General features: G+C 47.0%; 23 protein-coding genes and 1 riboswitch (1 of these 24 running past the window's edge). Of the genes, 7 read left to right on the top strand and 16 right to left on the bottom strand.

Annotated features, from left to right (window positions below):
* Together BM367_RS08110 and BM367_RS08105 are read right to left on the bottom strand one after the other, a co-directional pair.
* On the bottom strand, window positions 1-2489 hold the 5' portion of the coding sequence (locus BM367_RS08110) for an amidohydrolase family protein (RefSeq protein ID WP_092460977.1). Its footprint begins 595 nt before the window's first position; only the first 2489 of its 3084 coding nucleotides appear in the window; the start codon lies at window positions 2487-2489; its stop codon lies beyond the left edge, outside the window.
* Between the two features lie 104 nt (window positions 2490-2593).
* The gene (locus tag BM367_RS08105; protein WP_092459665.1) at window positions 2594-3328 is read right to left on the bottom strand and encodes a uracil-DNA glycosylase family protein; all 735 of its coding nucleotides are present in this window, start codon (window positions 3326-3328) and stop codon (window positions 2594-2596) included.
* A 49-nt stretch (window positions 3329-3377) separates the two neighbouring features.
* On the opposite strand from BM367_RS08105, the gene BM367_RS08100 reads away from it, so the two are divergent.
* Window positions 3378-3863 (top strand): hypothetical protein, encoded by a 486-nt coding sequence (locus tag BM367_RS08100; protein WP_143103988.1) that lies wholly within the window; start codon window positions 3378-3380, stop codon window positions 3861-3863.
* 2 nt (window positions 3864-3865) lie between these two features.
* On the opposite strand, the gene BM367_RS08095 is transcribed toward BM367_RS08100, so the two are convergent.
* The 5 genes from BM367_RS08095 to rpmB form a co-directional block, all read right to left on the bottom strand.
* Window positions 3866-4756 carry a cupin-like domain-containing protein gene (locus tag BM367_RS08095; RefSeq protein WP_092459661.1) on the bottom strand — a complete coding sequence of 297 codons (891 nt, stop codon included), beginning with the start codon at window positions 4754-4756 and terminating at the stop codon, window positions 3866-3868.
* Window positions 4757-4816: 60 nt separating this feature from the next.
* Entirely contained in the window at window positions 4817-5788 is a 972-nt protein-coding gene (gene ftsY, locus BM367_RS08090) for a signal recognition particle-docking protein FtsY (protein ID WP_092459660.1), read from the bottom strand.
* Window positions 5789-5869: 81 nt separating this feature from the next.
* Entirely contained in the window at window positions 5870-6043 is a 174-nt protein-coding gene (locus BM367_RS08085; RefSeq protein WP_092459658.1) for a DUF4295 domain-containing protein, read from the bottom strand.
* Between the two features lie 20 nt (window positions 6044-6063).
* Window positions 6064-6246 carry a 50S ribosomal protein L33 gene (rpmG, locus tag BM367_RS08080; protein WP_092459656.1) on the bottom strand — a complete coding sequence of 61 codons (183 nt, stop codon included), beginning with the start codon at window positions 6244-6246 and terminating at the stop codon, window positions 6064-6066.
* A gap of 21 nt (window positions 6247-6267) precedes the next feature.
* Window positions 6268-6504, bottom strand: coding sequence for a 50S ribosomal protein L28 (gene rpmB, locus BM367_RS08075; RefSeq protein WP_092459654.1), 237 nt, complete (start codon window positions 6502-6504; stop codon window positions 6268-6270).
* A gap of 283 nt (window positions 6505-6787) precedes the next feature.
* On the opposite strand from rpmB, the gene BM367_RS12270 reads away from it, so the two are divergent.
* The 3 genes from BM367_RS12270 to BM367_RS08065 all read left to right on the top strand — a co-directional run bounded on the left by BM367_RS12270 (window position 6788) and on the right by BM367_RS08065 (window position 9182).
* Window positions 6788-6922, top strand: a complete 135-nt coding sequence (locus BM367_RS12270) for a hypothetical protein (protein ID WP_262509433.1) — start codon at window positions 6788-6790, stop codon at window positions 6920-6922.
* Window positions 6923-7057: 135 nt separating this feature from the next.
* Window positions 7058-7795 (top strand): pyridoxine 5'-phosphate synthase, encoded by a 738-nt coding sequence (locus tag BM367_RS08070; RefSeq protein ID WP_092459652.1) that lies wholly within the window; start codon window positions 7058-7060, stop codon window positions 7793-7795.
* Window positions 7796-7949: 154 nt separating this feature from the next.
* The gene (locus BM367_RS08065) at window positions 7950-9182 is read left to right on the top strand and encodes a T9SS type A sorting domain-containing protein (protein ID WP_092459650.1); all 1233 of its coding nucleotides are present in this window, start codon (window positions 7950-7952) and stop codon (window positions 9180-9182) included.
* Window positions 9183-9186: 4 nt separating this feature from the next.
* On the opposite strand, the gene BM367_RS08060 is transcribed toward BM367_RS08065, so the two are convergent.
* The 5 genes from BM367_RS08060 to BM367_RS08040 all read right to left on the bottom strand — a co-directional run bounded on the left by BM367_RS08060 (window position 9187) and on the right by BM367_RS08040 (window position 15457).
* Window positions 9187-10146, bottom strand: a complete 960-nt coding sequence (locus tag BM367_RS08060; RefSeq protein ID WP_222842597.1) for an ABC transporter substrate-binding protein — start codon at window positions 10144-10146, stop codon at window positions 9187-9189.
* Window positions 10147-10213: 67 nt separating this feature from the next.
* On the bottom strand, window positions 10214-10783 hold the full coding sequence (locus BM367_RS08055) for a DUF6580 family putative transport protein (protein ID WP_222842596.1): 570 nt from the start codon (window positions 10781-10783) through the stop codon (window positions 10214-10216).
* Between the two features lie 58 nt (window positions 10784-10841).
* Window positions 10842-12737: a TonB-dependent receptor plug domain-containing protein gene (locus BM367_RS08050; protein ID WP_092459645.1), complete on the bottom strand. Its 1896-nt coding sequence runs from the start codon at window positions 12735-12737 to the stop codon at window positions 10842-10844.
* A gap of 122 nt (window positions 12738-12859) precedes the next feature.
* Window positions 12860-13102: riboswitch (cobalamin riboswitch) on the bottom strand.
* A 59-nt stretch (window positions 13103-13161) separates the two neighbouring features.
* On the bottom strand, window positions 13162-14403 hold the full coding sequence (locus BM367_RS08045; protein ID WP_092459643.1) for a hypothetical protein: 1242 nt from the start codon (window positions 14401-14403) through the stop codon (window positions 13162-13164).
* A gap of 238 nt (window positions 14404-14641) precedes the next feature.
* The gene (locus tag BM367_RS08040; protein ID WP_245759938.1) at window positions 14642-15457 is read right to left on the bottom strand and encodes a DUF4382 domain-containing protein; all 816 of its coding nucleotides are present in this window, start codon (window positions 15455-15457) and stop codon (window positions 14642-14644) included.
* A 183-nt stretch (window positions 15458-15640) separates the two neighbouring features.
* On the opposite strand from BM367_RS08040, the gene ggt reads away from it, so the two are divergent.
* Both ggt and BM367_RS08030 read left to right on the top strand, forming a co-directional pair.
* Window positions 15641-17389 (top strand): gamma-glutamyltransferase, encoded by a 1749-nt coding sequence (ggt, locus tag BM367_RS08035; RefSeq protein WP_245759937.1) that lies wholly within the window; start codon window positions 15641-15643, stop codon window positions 17387-17389.
* Between the two features lie 31 nt (window positions 17390-17420).
* A complete protein-coding gene (locus BM367_RS08030) occupies window positions 17421-18452 on the top strand; it encodes a glycosylasparaginase (RefSeq protein ID WP_092459639.1) in 1032 nt (343 codons plus the stop codon).
* On the opposite strand, the gene BM367_RS08025 is transcribed toward BM367_RS08030, so the two are convergent.
* From BM367_RS08025 to BM367_RS08010, 4 genes are read right to left on the bottom strand one after another with little or no spacing between them, the layout of a single operon-like run.
* Entirely contained in the window at window positions 18446-18838 is a 393-nt protein-coding gene (locus tag BM367_RS08025) for a hypothetical protein (RefSeq protein WP_092459637.1), read from the bottom strand. The genes BM367_RS08030 and BM367_RS08025 overlap by 7 nt on opposite strands.
* A complete protein-coding gene (locus BM367_RS08020) occupies window positions 18831-19043 on the bottom strand; it encodes an AtpZ/AtpI family protein (protein ID WP_177224162.1) in 213 nt (70 codons plus the stop codon). Before BM367_RS08020 ends, BM367_RS08025 begins: the two co-directional genes overlap by 8 nt.
* Entirely contained in the window at window positions 19021-19461 is a 441-nt protein-coding gene (locus BM367_RS08015; protein ID WP_092459633.1) for a bactofilin family protein, read from the bottom strand. The genes BM367_RS08020 and BM367_RS08015 overlap by 23 nt, the downstream gene beginning before the upstream one ends.
* A 36-nt stretch (window positions 19462-19497) precedes the next feature.
* The gene (locus tag BM367_RS08010) at window positions 19498-19878 is read right to left on the bottom strand and encodes a hypothetical protein (protein ID WP_092459631.1); all 381 of its coding nucleotides are present in this window, start codon (window positions 19876-19878) and stop codon (window positions 19498-19500) included.
* A gap of 196 nt (window positions 19879-20074) precedes the next feature.
* Here BM367_RS08010 and porW point away from each other — a divergent pair, with 196 nt between their 5' ends.
* Window positions 20075-23038 carry a type IX secretion system periplasmic lipoprotein PorW/SprE gene (gene porW, locus BM367_RS08005; protein ID WP_177224161.1) on the top strand — a complete coding sequence of 988 codons (2964 nt, stop codon included), beginning with the start codon at window positions 20075-20077 and terminating at the stop codon, window positions 23036-23038.
* Window positions 23039-23046 lie beyond the last annotated feature (8 nt).

Raw genomic sequence — 23046 nt, 5'->3', positions numbered from 1 at the left:
TCGGCCACTTTATATCCTTCCAGAATATGAGTAAAGGTGTTGACGCGAAATCCAAATTGTTCGGCTACCCGCATCAGCATGGTGATTTCGCTCTGCACATAGGAGTGACAGGTAATAAACCGCTGGTGATGAAGGATTTCCACAAGGGCATCCAATTCCAGATCTCTGCGTTTATCTGATGGTTGTTTTTCATAATCCTGTGCCCGGATAAAGGCATCTACAATCACCTGCTCCACGCCCATGCGTGTCTGGGGGAAGCGTTCATGCTGGTTATCGCCCCAGTTGGATTGTTTTACATTTTCGCCCAGGGCAAATTTGATGAAGGGATCCCATCCTTGAAATTTGAGTTCTTCGGCATTGTGTCCCCAACGCATTTTGATGAGCTGGGTTTGTCCGCCAATGGTATTGGCTGAGCCATGCAACAGATGGGAGGACGTAACCCCGCCGGCCAGCTGGCGATAAATATTGACATCTTCCGGATTGATTACATCGGCTATACGCACTTCGGAAGTGACCGATTGTGTGCCCTCGTTTACACCGCCGGTGATGGCTATGTGCGAATGCTCGTCGATGATGCCCGGCGTGAGGTGCATGCCGGTGGCGTTGATGATTTCAGCATCCGGGGCGGAAAGGTTTTTTCCTATGGCAGCTATTTTACCCTTGCGAATCAACACATCAGTATGGGGTAAAATACCCTCCGCCTCGTTTGTCCAGACTGTTGCATCTTGAATCAAAATGGCTGCCGGCTGCCGGGGTATTTGTTCACTGCCAAAAGCCTGAAAAGGATAATATACAGGCCCGGGATTCGGGTAAAAAAGCTGTTTATGCGAAGTTGTATCTTGTTCAGCTTGAAAAGGAGCTGTTCGGTAAGCCAGCCAGCGTAGTGTTTTACCATCACCTGCAATGCCGGTTCCCTGCAGGGTATCACCATGCATCCATCCACTCAGCAAAATTGTGGCCACAGAATCGGCTCCGCGCCTGGGTTTCTGGGCCGGGAAGCTGATCTGCAGCAATTGATCATTCCAGCTGATTTTTCCCGATAGGGTATCGCCTTTGCGAAAAACCTGCAAGCTTGGGGTTTGGGGTTTACCTTTGATCATCCATTGAAAACTTTCTCCTGGAAATACCACGGTGTAGGTGCCTCTTGCATCGTTCCATCCATTGGCTTCCAGCACATACGGGTAGCCCTGAATCCAATGCTGGTACCAGACGGTATTTTCATCGAACACTGGCCCCGAACAAATCAGGAAGTTAGCCCATTTGCCGGGTTCCAGGCTGCCCAGCTGATCGGCAACGCCCAGGAAGCGGGCAGGATTGAGGGTCAATGCATTTAATGCTGCCTCCTGGCTGAGGCCGTAGTGAAAAGCTTTTCGCAACTGTGTTAACCAATCGCTCAGGTCTTTCAAGCCATCCAGGGTAAAACAAAAAGGAATACCCGCTTTTTCAAATGCAGCGGGCTGGGTAGGCGCCAGCTCCCAGTGTTTCAGCGCAGCAAGCGTCAGAAAACGCGTTTGCGCGGGATCGCTGACATCATAAGGGTCTGGAAAATTCAGGGGTAAAATAAACGGACTTCCGGTGGCCTTGATTTCTAATAGCCGCTGATATTCATCACCCCCAGCCTTGATGAGATACTGCACATGAAACTCACGGCCAATGGCCGCTGCTCGCAGCGCATCCCATTTGTTGCTCACCGCAAAGAGCTGAGGGAGCGATTGATTACGAATCCAGGCTTCCAGGCTGAGGTTGACACCTTCATCGGGCTGCACACCCTCTGTTTTCCCCTGCTGATGGGCCGCATACCACTGTGCATCATAATAAGTTTGCCTGAGCAAGGCGATGGCACCCATCAGCGAACTGGGATAATCCTGTGTGGAAGAGCCTTTGTCGAAGGAATAATTGGCAGAAGCCCGCTTCCTGAGGACGATAAAATTATCGCGCACATCATCTGGCGAAGCCAGACTTACCAACGCCCCTGTGCCCCTCGCAATGCCATCTTGTGAAGCGGTGAGTACTACGCCAAATCCTGCTTTGCGATAGGATGAAGCTGAGGTTTCATCGGCATGAAACATATCAGCCGCATCTATTTCAGGATGGATGGCCTCATTCCAGCCATATGCCCCTTTTTTATCAGATATAAACTGAGGTCCACGTTCCCTGCGTGAGACCCGTTCAGCCTGCTGTGGTTGAGGCAGACCATAATGGCTGTATAAGTCAATAAATGACGGAAAAATATATTTCCCCGAACAATCCACCACTACTGCATCAGCGGGTGGTGCTACACCTGTACTCACGGAAACAATCCTACCCTGCCTGATCAGCAGCATACCATCCCTGACAGTATCCCCCGCCTTCCGCACAATCACAGCATGTACAAAGGCAAATGTGCGTGTACGTGGATCAGCAATACCATTAACCGGAAATGTGGCCTGAGCCCATGTATCCGTGCAAATAGCGGCCAGCAGGCATCCGCAGAGAATAATTTTTTTCATATCTGATTGATTGGTTAATTCGCTAAAAATAATCATCACCCAAGAAATTTCATAATCTTTCGGGATAAATGGCAAATGAAAAGGATGTGATTTGAAAAATCATGTTATGATTTGTCGAAACAATCTTGCTTTGCCTGATGCAATACTTGCAGATACTGCTGCAGATATAACTCCATTTGTTTTCGTTTGTATTGCATGATAAAACGTGGATGCGCAACCGGAATAATCGTTTGCCACCAATGATAGGTCTGATTTAGCTTTTGCAGCAAAGCAAAGTTTTTGCCTTCACCAATGCAAATCACCACCCGTCTGCAAATAGGTAATTGCAGCAACGCCTGAATATGGGAAATGATATCTGGATATACTGCATCAAATAAAGCCTTGTCATCATAATAGTTTACATTCTTTCCATCTTTTACCAATGCAAGCGGATATAGGGAATGAATAAAAAAATGATGATAAAACATTTGCACGCCACCATATCGTTCAATCATTTCATAAATAAACTGCGATGATAATTCCGGTTTCATAGGTAAATGATGATCTATACCACATTTTTCTTTCAATCGGATGGGATCAGTAAACGGAATACCAGTAATTCCTCCGCCGAAGCGACCGGGATTGATACCCAGCAAGGTTACACGTAAATCATAATCTGCATAATACTTGTGATAAAATGTGCTTACAAGTTGGGCAATTTCTGGTGATGCAAACGGATGCAATGCCTGAAATGCATGCGGTAAATGAATGGGTACAACCAATCGAGAATTGTATTGCAAGAAAGCGTCTGCAAAAGTGTTTGCCAGTGTTTGCCGAGATGATGATTGATGTGTTGTCATATTGTTCAAATAATATTTCGTAATTTCGTATATATCAAATCAATTTTCAATGATGAACAAATCCATTACATCCATTTCTTTAATATTGGGACTTACATGTTGTTGTATGTATATGGGAAAAGCCCAACAAATTACATCAGATTCACTTCAAATCCTGCAAGAGAGACAGGCTGCATTAGAAAAAGCTACTGAATTAAACAAGCTGAAAATTGAACTGGCAAAAAAACAAAAGCAGGAACAGGAAATGAAAGACAGGACCGATCATTTCAATGCAAAGGCCAATGATTTTTTAAGCAAAGCAAAAAAATATTCTGAAGAATTAAAGAAACATCCGGCTGACCGGAAAGCTGCCAAAAAATCGAAAAAATTTACCCGCCGCGCCAATCACTTCACTCGCCGCGCCCAAAGATTTGCTGTTAAATACAGCAAACTAAAAAACGATGTGGATCAGCTTCAGCAGCAAATAACAGATTTGCAAAAACAAATAGATCAGGACAATCTGCGCATTCATTTCCAGCCTACAAGCAACCCCTGATTTCAAGTTGTCTCCTGCAGCTGGATTTTGCGCATGGCTTTTTCAGCGTTGCGGTGTGCAATTTTCCGTTTGTAATGATACCACCATTCAGGCCTTGTTTTGATAAGCAGGTTATTCATCATACGCATGGGTAAAATATGATAAAAACCTTTCAACTTGCCGGCCAGCGTTTCATCAAGTGCGCGCAGGCTCATGGAGAAGCCGCTGTCCATATATTCCATGTGATGCCAGTATCCTGCAGGCATAAATAAGGTATCCCCATGCTGCAGAATAGCGGTATATCCTTTTGCATAACGCAAGGCGGGAAAATGTTCTTCATCCAGGCCTTCATGCCAGTTTACGAAATTGGCTGCACTTTCTACCGTGAGCGGCATGCGGTAAATAAAAGGCGATTGATTGTTTTCCAGCAACAATACACGTTTGCGACCTACAAACTGGGTATGGAAAATATGGGAGCAATCAATATCGTAATGCATGTGAGCCACACTGCCTGCGCCACCCACAAACAGCATGGGATATTTTTTCAATAAGCCTTTAATCAGGTGGTCGGGCCAGGTGAAATCTTCCACCAGCTGGGGCGCATATTTGAAGATATTGAACAAAAACACCCGCAGCTGTACAGGGCCTTTTCTCACCATCTGCAAATAATCACCGAAATACATTTCTTCATCATAACCATTCACCGGGGTATGAGCATCCGCGCGGTTGTTGTTGTATAAACCTACTTTTTCCTTCCCGACAATCTCAATGAAATAGTCCCAAGTCCATTTGGTCAATGCCGGCCAGTTGCGCGACAAACCCGTGATCACCACCGGTTTGCGGGGCTTCAAGTATTTTTCTTTAAAATCCCTGGGAGAGATATCATCAACCCGGTCAATAGCTTCTACATGCATAGGTTCATGTTTTAAATCAGACAAATTTATAAGTTAAACCGATGAATACGGATAAATTTTTTACGCAGAAGCGGCTCCTGCAAACAGGGAGTGGACAAAGCTTTCGGGGTCAAAAGGCTGAAGGTCTGTAATCCTCTCTCCCAGCCCGATGTAGCGGATTGGGATCTGGCATTGGTGTGCAATGGCCAGCACCACGCCGCCCTTGGCTGTGCCGTCGAGCTTGGTAACCACCAACCCCGTGAGCTCGGTTACGGCCATAAATTGTTTGGCCTGTTCCAGCGCATTTTGGCCGGTGGAGCCGTCGAGTACCAGCAATACCTCATGGGGTGCACCGGGCAATTTTTTGTTGATCACGCGGCGAATTTTGCCCAGCTCATCCATCAGATGTTTTTTGTTGTGCAACCGACCGGCTGTATCAATGATGGCTACATCCATATTGCGGGCCATGGCACTCTGCACGGTATCGAAAGCTACTGCTCCCGGGTCGGCCCCCATGCCTTGTTTGACCAGGGGCACTCCGGCTCGTTCGCTCCAGATGGTAAGCTGCTCCACAGCTGCCGCACGGAAAGTATCGGCTGCTCCCAGCAACACCTGATATCCTGCCTGCTTGTATTGATAGGCCAGCTTACCGATGGTAGTGGTTTTGCCCACGCCATTAACACCTACAACCAGTATCACATAAGGACGCTTGTTATCAGGCAGCTGAAAAGGCTGAGCAGGTGCGGGCTGCTGCACCGGAGGCAAAAGGGATAGGATGGTTTGCTCCAGCAATTGCTGCAACTCCTCCGAATTGCGGTAGCGCTCGCGTGCAGCTTTTTGTTGTAACCGATTTAGAATCTCAACTGTGGTATCAATGCCCACATCGGCACTGATCAATGCTTCTTCCAGCTCATCCAGCCATTCATCATCGATGGTTGACTTGCCGGTAAGCAGCTTACCCAGCCGGCTCCAGAGGTTATCACGTGTTTTCTGCAACCCACGGTCAAGCTCGGCCTGTTTTTCCCTGGAAAAAAAACGACTCCAGATGCTCATGATGCCAGTTTCATTTAGAAATAAAACAGCAAAGCCATCCCGCTGGTACGGAATGGCTTTGCGGACATGCGATGCAAAAAATCATTTTCCCGACAGATAGCTTTTTACTTTTTCCTTGTGCACGATGGCTTCCTTGAAGGTATAAGCACCTGTCTTGGGCGAGCGTACAGCCCGAATCACCCGCGTCCAGTTTTTGGATTCTGCACTGGCCTGCGGATCCTTGTTTTTGATAGCAGTTTTAGCTTGTTTGGCCATGATAAAAACGTTTTCAAAAGTTATTTAATTTCCCGATGCAGGGTTACTTTTCTCAGAATAGGATTGTATTTGCGCAATTCCAGGCGTTCAGGAGTATTTTTTTTGTTTTTGGTGGTGATGTAACGGGAAGTTCCCGGTAAGCCCGAATTTTTGTGTTCGGTGCATTCCAGAATCACCTGTACGCGATTCCCTTTTTTTGCCATAGCGAAAAAATTTTAAGTTAATTAAATCTGCTGGCCAGCAGCACGTAATTCTTTTACAACCTGATACAAACCTTTCTTGTTGATGGTGCGTAATCCCTTGGCACTTAGCCGCAGGGTAATCCAGCGATCTTCTTCCTGCAGGTAAAACCTCCGGGTTTGCAGATTGGGATAAAACCTGCGTTTGGATTTCTTATTGGAAAACGATACCTGATGCCCTGTCATGGGTCGCTTCCCGGTTACCTGACAAACTCTGGCCATATATTGAATGATTTTTCGGTCAAAACAGGAGTGCAAATGTCGGATTTTTTTCCAAAATCAAAAATTCATGATAAACATTGCTCCGCTATGGCCTGCCAGATATTCGAAAATCCCGTCCGTTGAATGCATAAAAGCCGTTTTTTACGAAAAAATCACAAAACTCTATCGGCATTCATGCAACTTTTAGGACATTTGGATTGTCTTATTAACAGAGTAAAATCTGGCATGATTCTGTATTTCGTATATGAACAAAAAATGGTTTCACTTGCATAAATCTCGACACGTGAACTGGCCTGTAACATTTGGATTAATTGGACTGCTGGTGGTGACGGTGGGTACGGTGATAACGATCTATCTGGTGCGGAACAAAGTAGATCGGCATGAAGAATTTGATGCAACCAAAGATTTGTTTATCTGACAGGTATCCTATGACCACACATGCGTAAGCTTTCTGGTCCGCATTTCCCGAGGGTGATCGGGAAAATGACATGTTTTTGCCTTCCCCTCAATTCCTTTATTTACACAAAGCCTGAATATTGCCTAATTTTAGGGCATGAATCCAACCACGAAGCTTTCGGTAAACATCAACAAAGTAGCCCTGATCCGTAATTCGCGAGGTGAAAATCTGCCAGACATCATTCAGGTTGCCAAAGATTGCCAGCGCTTTGGTGCCGATGGGATCACGGTGCATCCCCGCCCCGACGAGCGACATATCCGTATCCGGGATGTGTATGAGCTGCGACCTGTGGTGCATACAGAATTCAATATCGAAGGTTATCCGACTACGGCTTTCATTGATCTGGTTACGGAAGTGAAACCCGAGCAATGTACATTGGTACCCGATCCGCCCGGAGTGCTTACTTCCAATACAGGCTGGGATACGGTAAAATATCAGTCATTCTTGCGCGAGGTGATTCAGGAAATCCATGCAGCCGGCATCCGGGTGTCTATTTTTTTGAATCCCGAGCCCGATAAGGTAGAGGCTGCCCGGAAAGCCGGTGCCGATCGCATCGAGCTGTTTACCGGCCCCTATGCCAAAGCTTACGCAGCTGCCGCCAACGGACCGCAAAATTTCGAACTGTTCAATGCCTACAAAGAAACAGCCCGCCGGGCCCTGCAGGTGGGGCTGGAACTGAATGCCGGGCACGACCTGAACCTGCAAAACCTGAAATTCTTCAAGCTGCATATCCCGGAACTGAAGGAGGTCTCCATTGGTCATGCCCTGATTTGCGATGCATTGTATTACGGACTGGAAAACACCATCCAAATGTACAAACGCCTGCTGAGCTGAAAACTTCCCATCTTCGAGGTTTTGAGCCGTTTACGGAATTTTTTCGTTTTTTCATAGAAATTTCATCGGCCTGCGAAATCCTTTTTCTACTTTTAGGCTAGGAAAAAACTGTTTTTGTGCAGATGGATACATCAAGCAGCACAAATCTGTAGTTATGCATAAATGTTTACCCCTGATTTTTCTTCTCTCCTTTCCCCTGCTTGCCAGTGCCCAAACGGTGGATGTGTTCACCGCCGTGCAAAACGGCGGATGGAACACAGCCAGCACCTGGAGCCCGTCGGGGCCGCCCCAACCTCAAAGTACAAACGATAAAGTAAAGGTCATCATTCCTTCCGGGATTACCGTGAATACCCTGGATCTCATCTACCCGTCTCAGGAAATGATCACCCGGATCGATACCATCATCATTCAGGGCACCCTGCAGCTCGGCAATCCCAATCTAGATACTTCCACGGATTTTTTCTTTGATTTCCCAGTGTACATGGTCGTTGAAAATGGCGGACGACTGGTGGACAGTACAACAGCATCTAGCAATTATGGAAATGGTTCATCAGTTACTCCCCGCCATGTCATTGCCTTGCAAAAAGGTCAATATAATCCTTCCACTGGTTATGATACTTCTGCCATCGTGATCATGCCGGGCGGAAAGTTTGTAGGACAATGCAGTGATACCTCATATCCCGGCACTTATGTATATGGATGTAGCGGAGGGTATGCAAATGCGAATTGGCAGTATTACGGATACACCGACATCTGCAACCTCACACTGGATAGCACCAAAACAAACATCATCAGCGTCTATTATCTCAATGGTAATATCAATCTCCCTGTAATTCTGGTGAATTTCAGTGGATATTATCAGGCCGGACTGGGTGTGCAGCTGCAGTGGAGCACCTCCAGCGAATACAACAGCAGCTATTTTGCCGTGGAAAGAAGTGCTGATGGGACCAGCTTCACCGAGCTGGGACGCGTGCAGGCTCAGGGCAACAGCCAGATTCCTCACCAATATGCATTTACCGATGCTACTGTGCTGAAAAATGCCGCTCCGGTTTACTACTACCGCCTGCGCGAGGTGGATCTGGACGGGCAATTCACCTATTCGAAAGTGATTGCCATTCAGATTCCGCAAACAGGCCAGCCAGCCGGCGACTTGCTGCTGTGGCCCAATCCGAATACAGGAAGCTTCCAGCTGCAGATTCCCATGGGCGATAACCAGAAGGCTATGCTCCGTATTGTGAACCTGTCCGGACAAGTGGTGCAACAGCAATGGGTGAACAGTCCCACCGTAAGCATTCAACTGCGCCAGGCCGCATCCGGCGTATATCTGGTGCAGGTGCAATATCCCGATGGTACGCGCAAAACCCTGCGCATGCTGGTGGTTCGATAAACGTTCAGCACACAGGAATGGGCAAGTGCTTTAACGGTTGATGTTTGTGCTGCAAGTGCGCAGGCATATCAAAAAGTTCCGGATGAAACAGTGCGGCCAGCAAACGAATACCATCTACAATTGTGGAGGCGCTGGGCTGGGTGAACAAATCAAAATCGGCCAGGTATATTTGCTGGTTCTGTACAGCCTGCAGGCGTTGCCAGGCCTCGTGGTGCAAAAAACTATCCGGCTGCTGCCACAGGCGGTTCAGTTCGGCCTGGGTTTGCTCAACCGTATATCCGCAGGGGGCCAGCACAATGACTTCCGGATCATATTTGACCAATTTTTCAAAAGGCAGTACGATGGAATCGCCACGCGGATGGCTTAGCAAATCAATGCCACCAGCACAGGCTATCTGAAAGGGAATCCAGTGTCCGCAATTGTACATGGGTTGCAGCCACTCCAGCAAAGCTACCTTGCGCAAGGGCATGCGATGCCGATACAAGGTTTCCAGTATTTCATCCTGATGTTGTTTGAGCCGGGATAGATAACGATAAGCCGCTTCTTCCCGTCCCATTTCCCGGGCAATGGTAATGGCCGATTGAAATACCTCGTCCAGATCAGCAGGACTGATGGAAACGAGCCGGGGTGGTTTCGGCAAACGAGCTACCGCTGCCGCCGTACAGCGGGTATCAATCTGGCATACTTCGCATACATCTTGCGTGAAAATGACATCGGGTGCGATGGCTTGCAACAGCTCTTCCTCCACCCAATATATGGATTGGCCACTGGCTTTGGCTGCCCGGTATAAGCGATCTATTTCTTCACCATTTAACTCCCGCCCTTCCCACAAGCAATGAACCAACACGGCTTTTTCGGCCCGCGCCTGTGCCGGACATTCAAAGGTCACGCCATATAGCCTATCCTGCAGGCCCATATCGTAAATCATCTGCGTAACAGCCGGAATAAAAGAACAGACTTTCATAACCATTCATTGAAAATTAAAAATGGCCAGCAATGCCGGCCATTGAAGCATCTCATTTAAACCTGTATTAGCTGGCCGTTGCGGGTGCAGCGGATTTTTTCGTAATCCATACCGCCACTCCAAACAATACCGCACCATACACCATTGTACCAGCCAGCAGCCTGAGTTCAAACGGAATGGCGGCCACCAGGCATTCAATCCATCCCTGCCAGGTAAGCGGATAGGTACGTCCATCCAGCCATACCCCTATATCGGAAACAATCCAGTGAATGAACGTGCTGGCCAATGCAGCCATCACCACACGCCCAATCGTGATCCGGCGAACGATCCAGCGACCCGCCAGCGTCATCAACACAAAAGCTCCGTAGGTAAAATAAAATCCCGGATAAAACAACTGCCAATGATGAAAGAAAAGCAGCTTACCCAATATCACATCGCTGATCCACAGCGTCAGCAAAGGGAAGCCTATGGCCTTCCAGCGGCTGGAAAAACAGGCTCCACCAAAAATGGCCATGGCGCCCAACGGGCTGAAATTGGCCAATACCAAACCTCCGGTATGCAGGGTCAGAAAAATCCTCCAGATGGCAATGGCGATAATCATCATCAACCAAAGGCGTGTGCGAACATATAATTTCATGGCAGACATATCGTTTCTATTTTGTTAGCAATGGATGCTGCAAGTTATCAAAAATCATTCAGAACCTGGCCCGGATGCCCGCAACCATGTGAAAGCCCATCGTATTGTAACCATACACTTCAGTAAACGAAGTATTCGTAATATTTCTGAGCTGCAGATACAGCATGTACCGTTTATGAAAAGTATATGAAACAAAAGCATTCCATAAGGTATAAGCCTTCAGGCTAACCGGTGCAAACGGATAAGTGTTGAAATCGAGATCCGTCCGGTCACCGATATTTTCCAGTGAACTGCTCACAAACCATTGCGGCGTTATTTGCCATTGAGCTAACAGTTTGAACGATGCCTTGGGCTTACGCAGCAGGTTTTCATAAGTGGTATCCTTCCCGTTTTCCTGTGTGGTGAGCTGCCCGTTGAGAAAAACAAAGCTGCCGGTAAAAGATAAATGCTTGCCTGCTTTGACTGTATTTTCATATTCTATACCCCAATCACGCTGTTCATCCTGATTGATATAAGCCGCAGGCGTATATACAATGATGTTTTGAATCTTTCTTTTAAACACTGTGAAGCGCATATCGGATCCGTCGTTTCCATAAGGCACAGTAATACCTCCTTCATATTGATAAGCAATTTCAGGCTTCAGATCGGGATTCGGACTGTATGGTCCATACAACATCGTTAACGTAGGTGCTTTAAATGCCGATGATACATCGGCTGACAACACCATTCCGGAATGAAAAATAAATGAGGGATTAAACGTGAAGCTGAAGTTATTGCCATATTGCTGATGATGCGTAAAACGCCCGCCCAGCTCCACATTCAATCCTTTTTCATTTACCCAGAACAAAGCGGCATACGGACTGATCAAATACACAGATGGATTTTTCTTTTTGGCGGTTGTATCGGGCATTTTCATATAGCGATAATCCAATCCGGCCAGCGCCTGGATATGCTTGCCCAGATTCTGATTCCAATACAGCTCTGCATCGTGCTGCAGGCCTTCGTAGCGGGAATCGCCGTACGACTGGCTATGATAGGTGCGATGAGTTTGTTCATACAGATAATGCGCATGAATAGCCCCTTCATGCAGCAGATAACTCGTTTGAAAACCAGCATTGAGGTCATGCGCCTGATAATGATCTTTGGAATCGGTAAATGAACCAGCATCGGTATTTCCAAAGAAATAATCGTAGCGGAAAAAAGGCTGTAGCTGGAAATCTGGATTGATCTGCCATCCCAGCCTGGCCAGCACAGCATTGCTATTTATGCCATCTTTATCAAAACCAGCTTTGCCGGTACTGTCTGTGGCTTCTGAGATACCGCCTGATTGCAGATGATCATATTGGATATCATAAGTGAAGGCATGTAATTTTCCGCTTAAGCCGGTATGTGCTTGAAACGTCTGATAACTGCCATACGAAACATCGGCGTTGCCTTCCACCGGTTTTTGTGCAGCACGCCGGGTGATAATATTGATGACACCGGCAATAGCATCAGTGCCATACAAGGTGGATAATCCACCTTTCACAATTTCAATCCTTTCAATATCATCTATGGGAATCAAACGCAGATCAAAGGCTCCGCCCATGCCCGATGGATCGTACAAAGGCATGCCATCTAATAAAATCACTGCATAATCACTGCCTGCTCCGCGAATATATATTGCCTTGTCTTTTCCAGGATTGCTATTGGCTCCGTTGACGTTGATGCCGGTTTGTTCATCCAGAATCTGCGATAAAGTTTCACCCTGGCTATGTAACAGTTGTTCGTGCGTGATCACAATTACGGAATTGCCAGTTTGGTTCACCGGTTTGGGAAATTTGGTGGCGGTAACAACCACTTCCTGCAATTGGCCATGGCGGCTGATAGCCGTATCCTGCTTTTCTGTTTGGGCAATGGCCGTAAAAGAAATCAGAGATCCGAAAAGAATGAAATGACATAACAGTTTGCTCATAGTTCATTTTTTTAGTGAAACAATGACACTATGAGCTTTCGGAAATACGAAAAGACAATGAGTAGAAAGATAATGTCTGCAAAAGAGGCCATTATACATTCTACGCTTTTTACCCGAAAGCTCGAATGTGCAGCATTAAGGCAGGTCTTCTGACTTGCTCGTTGCCGAACGCCTTCCCATCCGTAGCAACGGACAGTGGCCAGCGCAAGTCCGGCAACTCCGTTTATTGAAGCAATGGATCCCTTTTACTTCAATAAACGGATGAAGAGCTTACAGCACCGGGTAGTGTTCAGGATTTGCACCTGATTCCCTTTTCATTTTGCCTGTAACCTGTACAGGCAAAAACCTTAACGCTTTTGCAAAGCTATGGGATTATTGAAATTTTAAGAAAATGATTTTTTCAACAATTTGTCAACAACACCCTTCATTGAAAATGAAATAATACGGGGAATAAAAAACTGACACAAACAGACCATATTACATAAACAGGCAAAAACGAAGTAATGGATTTGCTTACAGCATCAAGTGCATGTTTGCGTAAAATCACCATGAAGAGTTGATAAGTTATCAAAATTAAATTGATCATGATCAATGCATCATTACCCAATACAGCTAATCTGTTGGGTGTAATTCCCCATTTAACCATTCGAAACATGATGGCAGATAATGCTATGCCACAAAACAAAACAGTAGCAATGGACAAAGCCAGCAATACCCAAATCAGAATACGGGAAGTAGATTCTGAAAAACTGGTGACTGAAAAAAATATGATAGCCATTACACCAAGCAATACAATATTAAATATCAACAAAAATTCACGATCATTGTATGGATTTTTCCCAATGTAAAAAAGTGCAATCAAATAACTCACCATCAGCCCCAAAGTCAAGGGCGCGAAAATGGTGGCAATGATGGGAGAAATTTTGCGTACCAGCTGCGGATTTATTTCAATCAGATAACTTGCTACAATAGGTGAAGCAGCTAATCCCCATATACCAATGGTGTGAAGATAGATTGCCTGAAGATGAATCTGGATGAGTGAAAACAAAGCCAGGGTAATACCCGTAAAAGCTCCCCCTGCAGCTAATATTAACTGCGTCATTACCAGCAGATCACCATTGTATTGCAAATACAAAAATCTGCTTTCTTGATCTACCAAACGATTTTGCATATACACAATACCCAGCAAAGCCCATAACAACACGGGCAAGTATAAACAAGCCAATATAAAAGTGTCATTACCAATATGACCGGGTAAAAAACGAATATAAAGAAATGCGATTGCAACTATACCCCAAAGCCAGGCCACCTGCCGAAAAGAAATATGTTTTTTCCACATATGCAACCACATCAAAAATGGAAACACGATGAAGCCCGCATAACGTGGATAAAAATCTTCCGGCTGAATGGAAAGCCAGTCGGGCAGTTTGGCTACAGCACCTGCAAGTAATCCAAGCATCATTACCCGCATCCATTCATATTTTGTTCCCCACTGCACTTCATCACGTTCATCTTGCAACCGCGCATACCAGCATTGCGCTACAGGATGATTGGATACTTCAGGATATAATGCAAAAAATGCTTTTTTAAAAAGCATCTTATGCTGCCGATATAATCTTTCCAGCTCCACTGGATCATTTAAATACTGAACAATTTGTTCCTTCATACAAAAAAATTCAAGTTAAAGCATCGGATGCAGCCAGACGTTACATGCATTTTTACATGGATCATAGACAATATAAAAAAATACATGTAAATATACCCTTCTTTTCTGAAGGTAAGTTTTGATTCAAAAACATGCACTTGTTTTTACCTATCCAGAATATTAAGCCCTAAGTTAAAAATAAAATAAAGGGAAGACACATAGCTTGTCTTCCCTTTCTGGTGAAATATTTTTTATATGCTCAACGATGAAGCCACACCGTATCTACATGGGTCACCTGGCCGGTGGTTACCTGTATATTGTTGAGCGTAGTGTCCTGATAACCGGTAGTAGTATCGGGCTGAAACACCAGTTGATAGCTACCGGCAGCTATTCCCCAGAACTTGTAATATCCCGTGCTATCGGGCCATGCACCTATCGTATCCGTGTTCATGATTGCCCATACCTGAGCCCTGGCGCTGTCGGGTAATACATATCCATCTATCGCACCACCAGTTGATTTCAAGAAAGTGCGGATCACAGGTTTCAACAAGTAATTGCCACTGTTACCTGCTTTCACGATCGATCGTGCAGCATCAAAATCCAGCACGATGGCATAGGGTATACCAGCTGTGATGGTTTGATCCACATTCAATTTTAATCCCGATTGCTGAGCCGAAGGCGTAGTCAAAGCCACTTGCGTACCATCGTTTAACACTAAACTATTATTCGTTCCCAATACGAGTCGAATTTGTGAAATCCTACCTGCAGGAAGATCAATAGCGCCTAAGATGGTATCTACACCATTGCGAAGACTCAATAAATTGTACAACCCTGGCTTTAACAGGGGTACCTGTTGCCAGCCCGAACTGCTGCTCGAGGTATCACTCGATGTATTGACCCACACCTGTTGAACATCAATCCATACCGCCTGATAGGGTCCGGGATCATCCGTTAAATAAAATTCTACATGTGCCGGCCCTGTACTTACACTCGTTTTTTGACAGGAGGAATAGAGGAGTAAACCTGCAATGATCGCACCTGTCAACATCGGTAGAAAGAGAAATTGTTTTTGCATAAGAAAGGTTTTTAAAAAAGAAATAAGAAATAAGCTGCTGTAAAAGCACAAATATTGTTCCACAAATCTTGCTACTTTTAAGCTTCTAATTAAAGTTTGCAGGATGTTTGTCTTTATTCCTGGATATATGATTCAGGATGGATCGATTATCAACGAAATATCCTGATGGAAAACAAATACATTATGAAAAAGCTGCATGCCCAATTAAAAACATTCTTTTCACTCATCATCCTGTTGAGCTTAGCCATGGGGCTTCCCTGTTCCCTTCTGGCTCAGCATAGTCCAATAGGAAAAACGATCAATCCCTATGTTTATGTTTCCCAAAAAGAGGTGATCACCCACCATGCTTGTGTGGTTTCTGCTCATCCGCTCGCCAGTGAAGTGGGCCGCTGGATATTGCAACAGGGTGGAAATGCCGTGGATGCAGCGATTGCCACCCAGCTGGCATTGGCTGTGGTGTATCCGGCAGCGGGCAATATCGGCGGGGGAGGTTTTATGGTCATCCATCTTGCCAATGGGAAAAACACCGTACTGGATTACCGGGAAGAAGCCCCCGGCAAGGCTACCCGCGACATGTTTTTAGATAGCCTGGGCAATCCTGATTCCCGGCTCAGCCTGTATGGTGCGCTGTCAGCTGGGATTCCCGGCACAGTAGCGGGACTTTGGCAAGCCTGGAAAAAATACGGGCACTTGCCCTGGCGCCAGCTCGTGCAGCCCGCTATCGACCTGGCCCAGCAGGGCTTCGCTATTACGGCCATGGAAGCCCGCTGGTTGAACGAAAGCCGGCAGGATTTCCTCACCTACAATACCCAGCCGGTGGCTTTTGTGAAAGACACGCCCTGGAAAGCTGGCGATACCCTGCGGCAACCCGAACTGGCTCGCACATTGATGTTGATTCGCGATCAGGGAAAAAAGGGATTCTACACCGGCCGGGTGGCCCATCAGATCGTGCAAACCATGCAACATCATCATGGCCTCATCACCTTGCAGGATCTGAGGCAATACCGTGCCATCGAGCGCCAGCCGTTGATATTCGATTACAAAGGATATACGATTGTAACTGTGCCCCCTCCTTCGGCTGGAGGTATCATGCTGCAACAAATGCTGGGCATGATCAGCTTTTACCCCATCGATCAATGGGGATATGGCTCTCCGCAGGCCACCCAGCTCATGATCGAAGCCGAACGCCGCAGCTATGCCGACCGAGCCCAATATCTGGGCGACCCCGATTTTGTGAAAATACCCATTGCCCAACTCACCAGTGCGGATTATCTCCAGCAACGCATCAGCAGCTACACTCCCGGAAAAGCCACGCCCAGCCGGGCTACCCAGGCAGGCGATTTTACCCATGAAAGCGAAGAAACCACCCATCTTTGTGTACTGGATGAATCTGGCAACGCGGTTTCAGCCACCTATACCCTCAACAACCTGTATGGCAGCAAGCTGATTGTGGAAGGCGCTGGCTTTCTGCTGAATGATGAAATGGACGATTTCAGTGCCAAACCCGGTAGTCCCAATCTGTATGGACTCACTGGCTCCGAAGCCAATGCCATTGCACCACATAAACGCATGCTCAGCAGCATGACGCCCACCATTGTCCTGAAAAACGAAAAACCCTATCTGATTACCGGTACGCCCGGAGGTTCTACCATTATCACTTCTGTTTTTCAGACAATTGTGGATATCCTGGACTTTCACCTCTCACCTTATGAGGCTGTCAACAATCCCAAATTCCACCATCAGTGGCTGCCCGATGTGGTGTATGTGGAAAAAGGATTTCCCGATTCGCTGGCAAAGGCGCTGGAAAGCATGGGATATCGACTGGCAGAGCGCGAAGCCATCGGCCGCACAGAACTCATCGTGCATCCTGAAGGCGAAACCATCACCGGTGTGGGCGACCACCGCGGCGATGATGCAGTAGCGGGATATTAAAAACGGATTTTTCACACAAAATGTTTTGGATATGACACATCGCAGAGATTTCATAAAATGGGCTACAGCCGGCATGTTGGGTATGCCTTTGCTCAGACCTCCTAAGTATTTCAGCTTCAGCCGGAGAAGTTCGGTGAAACCCCTGGTGGTTTCCACCTGGGATTTTGGTATTCAGGCCAATGAAGCAGCCTGGGAAATTCTGAAAAACGGAGGAAGAGCCTTAGATGCTGTAGAAGCTGGCGTGCGCGTCCCCGAAGCTGATCCGAACATCCAGACGATTGGCCTGGGTGGACTTCCTGATCGCGACGGCCATGTAACGCTCGACGCCTGCATCATGGACGAGCACGGCAATGCCGGTGCCGTAGCCTGCCTGGAGCATATTGTGCATGCGATATCAGTTGCCCGAAAGGTAATGGAAAAAACACCCCACGTGATGCTGGTCGGCGAAGGAGCCCTGGAATTTGCTCTGTCCCAGGGATTTCAAAAACAAAATCTGCTAACGCCGGCTTCCGAAAAAGCCTGGAAAGAATGGCTCAAAACCTCAGATTATCATCCCGTGATCAATATCGAAAATCAACTGGCGCCCCATCCCGTACCCGACAGCACTACCCTGCCCGGTAGCCGCAATAACCATGACACCATTGGCATGCTAGCCATTGACCAGCACGGTAACCTCTCCGGTGCCTGCACCACCAGTGGACTGGCTTTTAAAATGCACGGACGGGTGGGCGATTCGCCGATCATCGGTGCCGGATTATTCGTAGACAACGAAATCGGAGCAGCTACAGCCACCGGTGTGGGCGAAGCCAACATGCGCATCTGCGGCACTCATACGGTGGTGGAACTCATGCGCCAGGGCCATGAGCCCGAGGAAGCCTGTTATCTCGCTCTGGAACGCCTGGTGAAAAAACAACCCAACTATGCCCGAACTATCCAGCTGGCATTTCTGGCGGTCAACAAAGACGGCCTTGTCGGTGCGTTTGCACTTCAGAAAGGCTTCCGCTATGCAGTGTACACACCCGATACACCGAATAAACTACTGGAAAGCAAAAGTTTTTACTGATGACCCGAACTGGTACGGGCTAAGCGAAACAAAGCCCAGGTCTCCAGAATGGAATAAATGAAATACAAAATGAGGAGTAAAATCAACGTATTACGGGTAAAACCGGTAGCTCGTGTAAATGCATACCCGACCATAGCTCCCGCATAAATGACAATCTTTAAAAAAGTGGTGAGATAAACGGTTCTGAAAAAACGATGATGATTGGGATGGCGAATGGCTTTTTTACCCAGATGATACGTATATGCCGTAATCAAAGCCAGTAACAGATTGCCTATGGCACCTGACAGGTCATCAATGCCCAGGTCTTCCAGCACATGGGAAAATACAATCCCGATTCCATTTACTGCACAAAACAGGGCAATCAGCCGGAAATAAAAATTATCCATCACGGGTTGATTTGATCACTCGCCACAAAGCTACAACCAATGAGCCCAAGGACAAAACAATGGTAAACACTGGAAGGGAAAGATGAGTTTTGCGATCGATCCACAACCCCACTCCCACACCTAAACCAATGGTTACCAGCAATTCCGTGGTCAGGCCCGCATAACGCAGCCAGGAAGGGTCATTACGCCGTGGCTCTTTCTGCATGGGCAACCGTAATTTCCGGCTCTTCATCCGTCAGGTCTGGAACTTGCGTCCGCACCGATGTAGCTTCCATCTTGCACTGACCATTGAAAACGGCTGAAGGAGCCATTTCAAGGCGATGGGTGTAAATATCGCCTTCCACTACAGCCGTCTCTTTCAAACTGAGCAAATCTTCCACCCGGATGGTTCCCTTGACCCGGCCCATAATGTCGGCCGACTTGCAAACAATATCGCCATGGATCTCACCCTCCTTTCCTACTACCACCCGAGCGTCGGTGGTGAGGGTGCCGTCTAATTTGCCATCAATGCGAATATCACCGGCCGAAGTAATATGTCCGCGAATCAGTGTGCCGGAAGCGATGAGATTCACCTCGCTACATGGAGCGCTTCGATGAGTAGATGAGTGTGATTTTGCAAACATAGGTCAGGTATTTTAGTGTTAAAATAAGCGCCTGCTTTATTCTTCGGCCGAAACCGTATCGGATTGCTGAATCTGCGCATCACCCTTCAATACCTTACGAATATCATCCCAGTATTTTTCATTAGCTTGCAAAACATTCTGTAAGGAATCCATTTTAATATTCAGCCGGATGTATTCCTGCCGAAGTTTTACATCTCCATAGCCGGGTATGTAATACTTTAACGGTGTCAGGACAAAAGCACCATATACCAGCAGAAAAACCAACATGACAAAAGAGCTGAGCACGATATAAATGCTTTTCCTCGACAATATAAAAGAAGCCGTCTCTTCCAGTGTATCTTCATCCAGAATCACTAACCTGAAACGGTCGTTTAAACGCTTAAACCTCCTGCGGATCCCTTCCATCACTCTGCTCATGTTTCCAAATTACAATCGAATTGTGAAAAACAAAAATTTTACATACAAAATTCTTCACTTATTACACCAATCCATAATTTGTTTATGCAAGCTTATTTTTTTCTTCCTTTGGGTTTGCAGACCGGCATCATTTTCTCTTCCTCCAATTGCAATAAATTCACTTAAGAAACGATTAAAAAGGAATTTTCTTGCCTATATGCTTCGGATGGTTATGGTGAAATGGAGATTTTTCAGGCTTTCCAGCCTGTGGATATATTTGTTTTTGATTCCCCTGGGTGCAGCTGCTCAGCTCAATTTAAACCAGGTTTTAGGTGGAGAGCAGAACAACGCTGCACAGCAAGATTCGATATATGCCACCATGGAAGCTCCTGCCAGCAAACTGGCAACAAAAAAATTTACCCTTACCCGCCGCTGGTATCAAAACCTGGTTACACATTTCAATTTCGTGTACAACGCCCGCCAAAACCTGCAAAAAGCCTTGCAGATGGCTACAGGTTTGCATCAGGACGATTATACCCGGTTGCTGAATTTCTATCCCTATTCCTTTGCTGAACTTGCACAGGCGTCCAGCCTGCTGGATTCGGTTATTTTCAGGGCTTCCGTGGGTATCCAGGTGCATGATCCGCGCGGAAAGTGGATTGATGATCTGTACTTGCTGGTAGGCAAAGCCTATTATTATGAACAAAAATTCACCGAGGCCGAAAGAGCTTTTCAGTTTATCAACCTGCGCGACGCGCCTGCAGTAAAAGGGGAATATACCCCGGTGATAGGCTCCCTGGCTGAGGGAAGTACACAAATCAGCATTGCCAGTCCGGAAAAAAATGGGTTCTTTTATCACCATCCCAGCCGCAACGAAGCATTGTTATGGTTGGTGAAAACTTACCTGGCTGAGCAGCAGATAGCCAAAGCACGAACTTTGCTCAACCAGTTGCTGGGGGATCCTCGATTCCCGTCCAGGCTTCAGGGTTCATTGTACGAAACAGCGGCTTTCTTTTACTACCAGCTGCAACAGGATGATGAAACGATCCCCTATTTACGCAAAGCCATAGCCCTACAAACCGACAAACGACTGAAATCACGCTGGGCTTACCTGCTTGGACAGATTGAATTGCAGCAAAAAGATACCAATCAGGCCATAGCCGCTTTTCGTCAGGCTATGCAGCTGAGCCATGAGCCTTTGCTGGAGTTTTATGCTGCCTACCAAATAGCCCTCCTGCAGCAGATACCCACCGATAATGGCATACAACCCTATGAACAACTGGCTGAAATGGCCCGCAAAAATAAATATGAACGATACCGTGATGTTATTTATCATGGCCTGGCACAAATAGCTCTGTCCCATTCTGACACCGCAAAAGGCATCGGTTATCTACTCTCCAGCCTTCATGCCCAGACATCTCCCTCCCTGGCAAGAGGCAACAGTGCAATCATGTTGGCTTCGCTGATGATGGAGAAAAAACAATTTGCCCTTGCTGCAAATTATCTGGATACAGCGTTACAGGTGTTGCCCGGCAATGATCCGCGACGAGATTCCCTGCAAGAACAACTCACTGCTTTGAAAGCCCTTGCCATGCAGATGGATGTTGTGTACCGGCAGGATAGCCTGCAACGACTGGCAGCTCTTCCGCCTGATGCCAGGATGCAAAAAGTACATGCGGTATGGGAAGATATGCTTGCGCAGCAACGACGTGCAGAAAGGGCAGCACAAAGGGAAGCACAGCCAAATGCCGGACAGTCGGCTATGCCCGCTATTTTAACCATGAATCCCACATCTGCCCCGGGGAACCAACCGGCTGCTTCGGGTAACTGGTATTTTAACAATCCAGACCTCAAGGCCTCGGGTTTTGTGGCTTTTAAACAACTCTGGGGAAACCGGCCACTGGTTGACAATTGGCGACGGGCAGCTGCTATCCGGGGATTTGAACCTCCATCCACAGCCAACCCCACAGCAACCGTTTCAGCAGCTCCTTCCTCTGTCCGTACCGATAGCGCCCTTTCCATGGGTGAAAAAACCTTGCTGGCGAATATACCCCTCACACCGGAGCAGCTGAAAGCGTCCAATGACTCTATCAGCTATGCTTTATTGCAAGCGGCGAGGATTTTTAATTTTCAGCTGAATCGCCCTGATTTCGCAAAAGATGTGCTGAATACATTATTGCAACGAAACCCCCAATCCTCTAATTATCCTGAAATCGCTTATCTGCTCTTCCTCGCTTACAGCCAATTGCACGACTCCAGCCAGGCCGCCTACTACCGGGAGGTGCTGCTGAAAAACTATCCCCAAACCGAATATACCCGTGCGCTGAGACCAGTTACACCCATGCATACTCTTCGTCTTTCAACCCTGTATGACAGCGCCTATACCTGTTATGAACAACAACGCTATTCTGAAACACTTCAATGGATTCAACAGGGATTGGATCATCATCCTGCAGACTCGCTGCAGATGCAGTTTTCCCTCTTGCAGGCGATGGCACTCCTGAAGCTCAACAGGGAAGATTCAGCCCGGCACATCCTGCAAACATTGGCCCTGCAATATCCGCAACTGCCGGCAGGAGCTGAAGCGAGCCGCATCTTAGGTGTATTGCAACACAAACAGGAATTGATTGCCCGCCTGGAAAGTTCTTCCCCGGGAATCGCAGGTAAGGACAGTATTACCCGAGCGGTAACTGCGCAACCAGCATCGCATACAAATGGGGTCCCGGTGCAACCTAAAATAGCTGATACTGCAGCCAGGCCAGTGGTCCCGCCTCCGCGGCCTCCTCAGCCTGTAGTGGCCACCCCCTATGCCCTGAATGAAAAAGATCCCCATTTCGTGATCATGCTCATGCAGCCATCCGATGCAGATCTGCTTGAAGCGGCTACGCAGCGGTTTAGCACATACCTTCATGCCCACGCAGCAGACAGCAGCCTACAGGTGGGGCCCTATGCATTGACTCCCACGCAAACCATGGTGGTATTTCGTATTTTTCCGGATGAAAATCACGCCCTGGAATTCCTGGATCAGATCCGGGCATCAGCCCCCGCTCTCCTGAAAGGCCTGGCTATCAGCGAATATGCATTTTATATCATCTCCCGCAGCAACTTCATTCTGCTCAATCAAACCAAAGATTTAAACGGATATATAAACTTCTTTAACGATAACTATATCACGCAATAAATAAAGGA

The organism is Thermoflavifilum thermophilum, assembly GCF_900116565.1.
GTDB classification, from domain to species: domain Bacteria; phylum Bacteroidota; class Bacteroidia; order Chitinophagales; family Chitinophagaceae; genus Thermoflavifilum; species Thermoflavifilum thermophilum.
Note: the sequence above shows the minus strand (reverse complement) of the source record. Positions and strands in the feature narration are given on the sequence as shown.

What these genes read in the sequence shown, in the direction of transcription:
- BM367_RS08045 (WP_092459643.1), bottom strand. Translation starts at nt 14,403, where the DNA reads ATGAAGGAACAAATTGTTCAGTATTTAAATGATCCAGTGGAGCTGGAA.
- BM367_RS08010 (WP_092459631.1), bottom strand. Translation starts at nt 19,878, where the DNA reads ATGAGCAGAGTGATGGAAGGGATCCGCAGGAGGTTTAAGCGTTTAAAC.
- BM367_RS08085 (WP_092459658.1), bottom strand. Translation starts at nt 6,043, where the DNA reads ATGGCCAAACAAGCTAAAACTGCTATCAAAAACAAGGATCCGCAGGCC.
- rpmB (WP_092459654.1), bottom strand. Translation starts at nt 6,504, where the DNA reads ATGGCCAGAGTTTGTCAGGTAACCGGGAAGCGACCCATGACAGGGCAT.
- rpmG (WP_092459656.1), bottom strand. Translation starts at nt 6,246, where the DNA reads ATGGCAAAAAAAGGGAATCGCGTACAGGTGATTCTGGAATGCACCGAA.
- BM367_RS08105 (WP_092459665.1), bottom strand. Translation starts at nt 3,328, where the DNA reads ATGACAACACATCAATCATCATCTCGGCAAACACTGGCAAACACTTTT.
- BM367_RS08070 (WP_092459652.1), top strand. Translation starts at nt 7,058, where the DNA reads ATGAATCCAACCACGAAGCTTTCGGTAAACATCAACAAAGTAGCCCTG.
- ftsY (WP_092459660.1), bottom strand. Translation starts at nt 5,788, where the DNA reads ATGAGCATCTGGAGTCGTTTTTTTTCCAGGGAAAAACAGGCCGAGCTT.
- BM367_RS08065 (WP_092459650.1), top strand. Translation starts at nt 7,950, where the DNA reads ATGCATAAATGTTTACCCCTGATTTTTCTTCTCTCCTTTCCCCTGCTT.
- BM367_RS08100 (WP_143103988.1), top strand. Translation starts at nt 3,378, where the DNA reads ATGATGAACAAATCCATTACATCCATTTCTTTAATATTGGGACTTACA.
- BM367_RS08030 (WP_092459639.1), top strand. Translation starts at nt 17,421, where the DNA reads ATGACACATCGCAGAGATTTCATAAAATGGGCTACAGCCGGCATGTTG.
- BM367_RS08040 (WP_245759938.1), bottom strand. Translation starts at nt 15,457, where the DNA reads ATGCAAAAACAATTTCTCTTTCTACCGATGTTGACAGGTGCGATCATT.
- BM367_RS08095 (WP_092459661.1), bottom strand. Translation starts at nt 4,756, where the DNA reads ATGCATGTAGAAGCTATTGACCGGGTTGATGATATCTCTCCCAGGGAT.
- BM367_RS08050 (WP_092459645.1), bottom strand. Translation starts at nt 12,737, where the DNA reads ATGAGCAAACTGTTATGTCATTTCATTCTTTTCGGATCTCTGATTTCT.
- BM367_RS08055 (WP_222842596.1), bottom strand. Translation starts at nt 10,783, where the DNA reads ATGAAATTATATGTTCGCACACGCCTTTGGTTGATGATGATTATCGCC.
- porW (WP_177224161.1), top strand. Translation starts at nt 20,075, where the DNA reads ATGCTTCGGATGGTTATGGTGAAATGGAGATTTTTCAGGCTTTCCAGC.
- BM367_RS08060 (WP_222842597.1), bottom strand. Translation starts at nt 10,146, where the DNA reads ATGAAAGTCTGTTCTTTTATTCCGGCTGTTACGCAGATGATTTACGAT.
- BM367_RS08015 (WP_092459633.1), bottom strand. Translation starts at nt 19,461, where the DNA reads ATGTTTGCAAAATCACACTCATCTACTCATCGAAGCGCTCCATGTAGC.
- BM367_RS08025 (WP_092459637.1), bottom strand. Translation starts at nt 18,838, where the DNA reads ATGGATAATTTTTATTTCCGGCTGATTGCCCTGTTTTGTGCAGTAAAT.
- ggt (WP_245759937.1), top strand. Translation starts at nt 15,641, where the DNA reads ATGAAAAAGCTGCATGCCCAATTAAAAACATTCTTTTCACTCATCATC.
- BM367_RS08020 (WP_177224162.1), bottom strand. Translation starts at nt 19,043, where the DNA reads ATGCAGAAAGAGCCACGGCGTAATGACCCTTCCTGGCTGCGTTATGCG.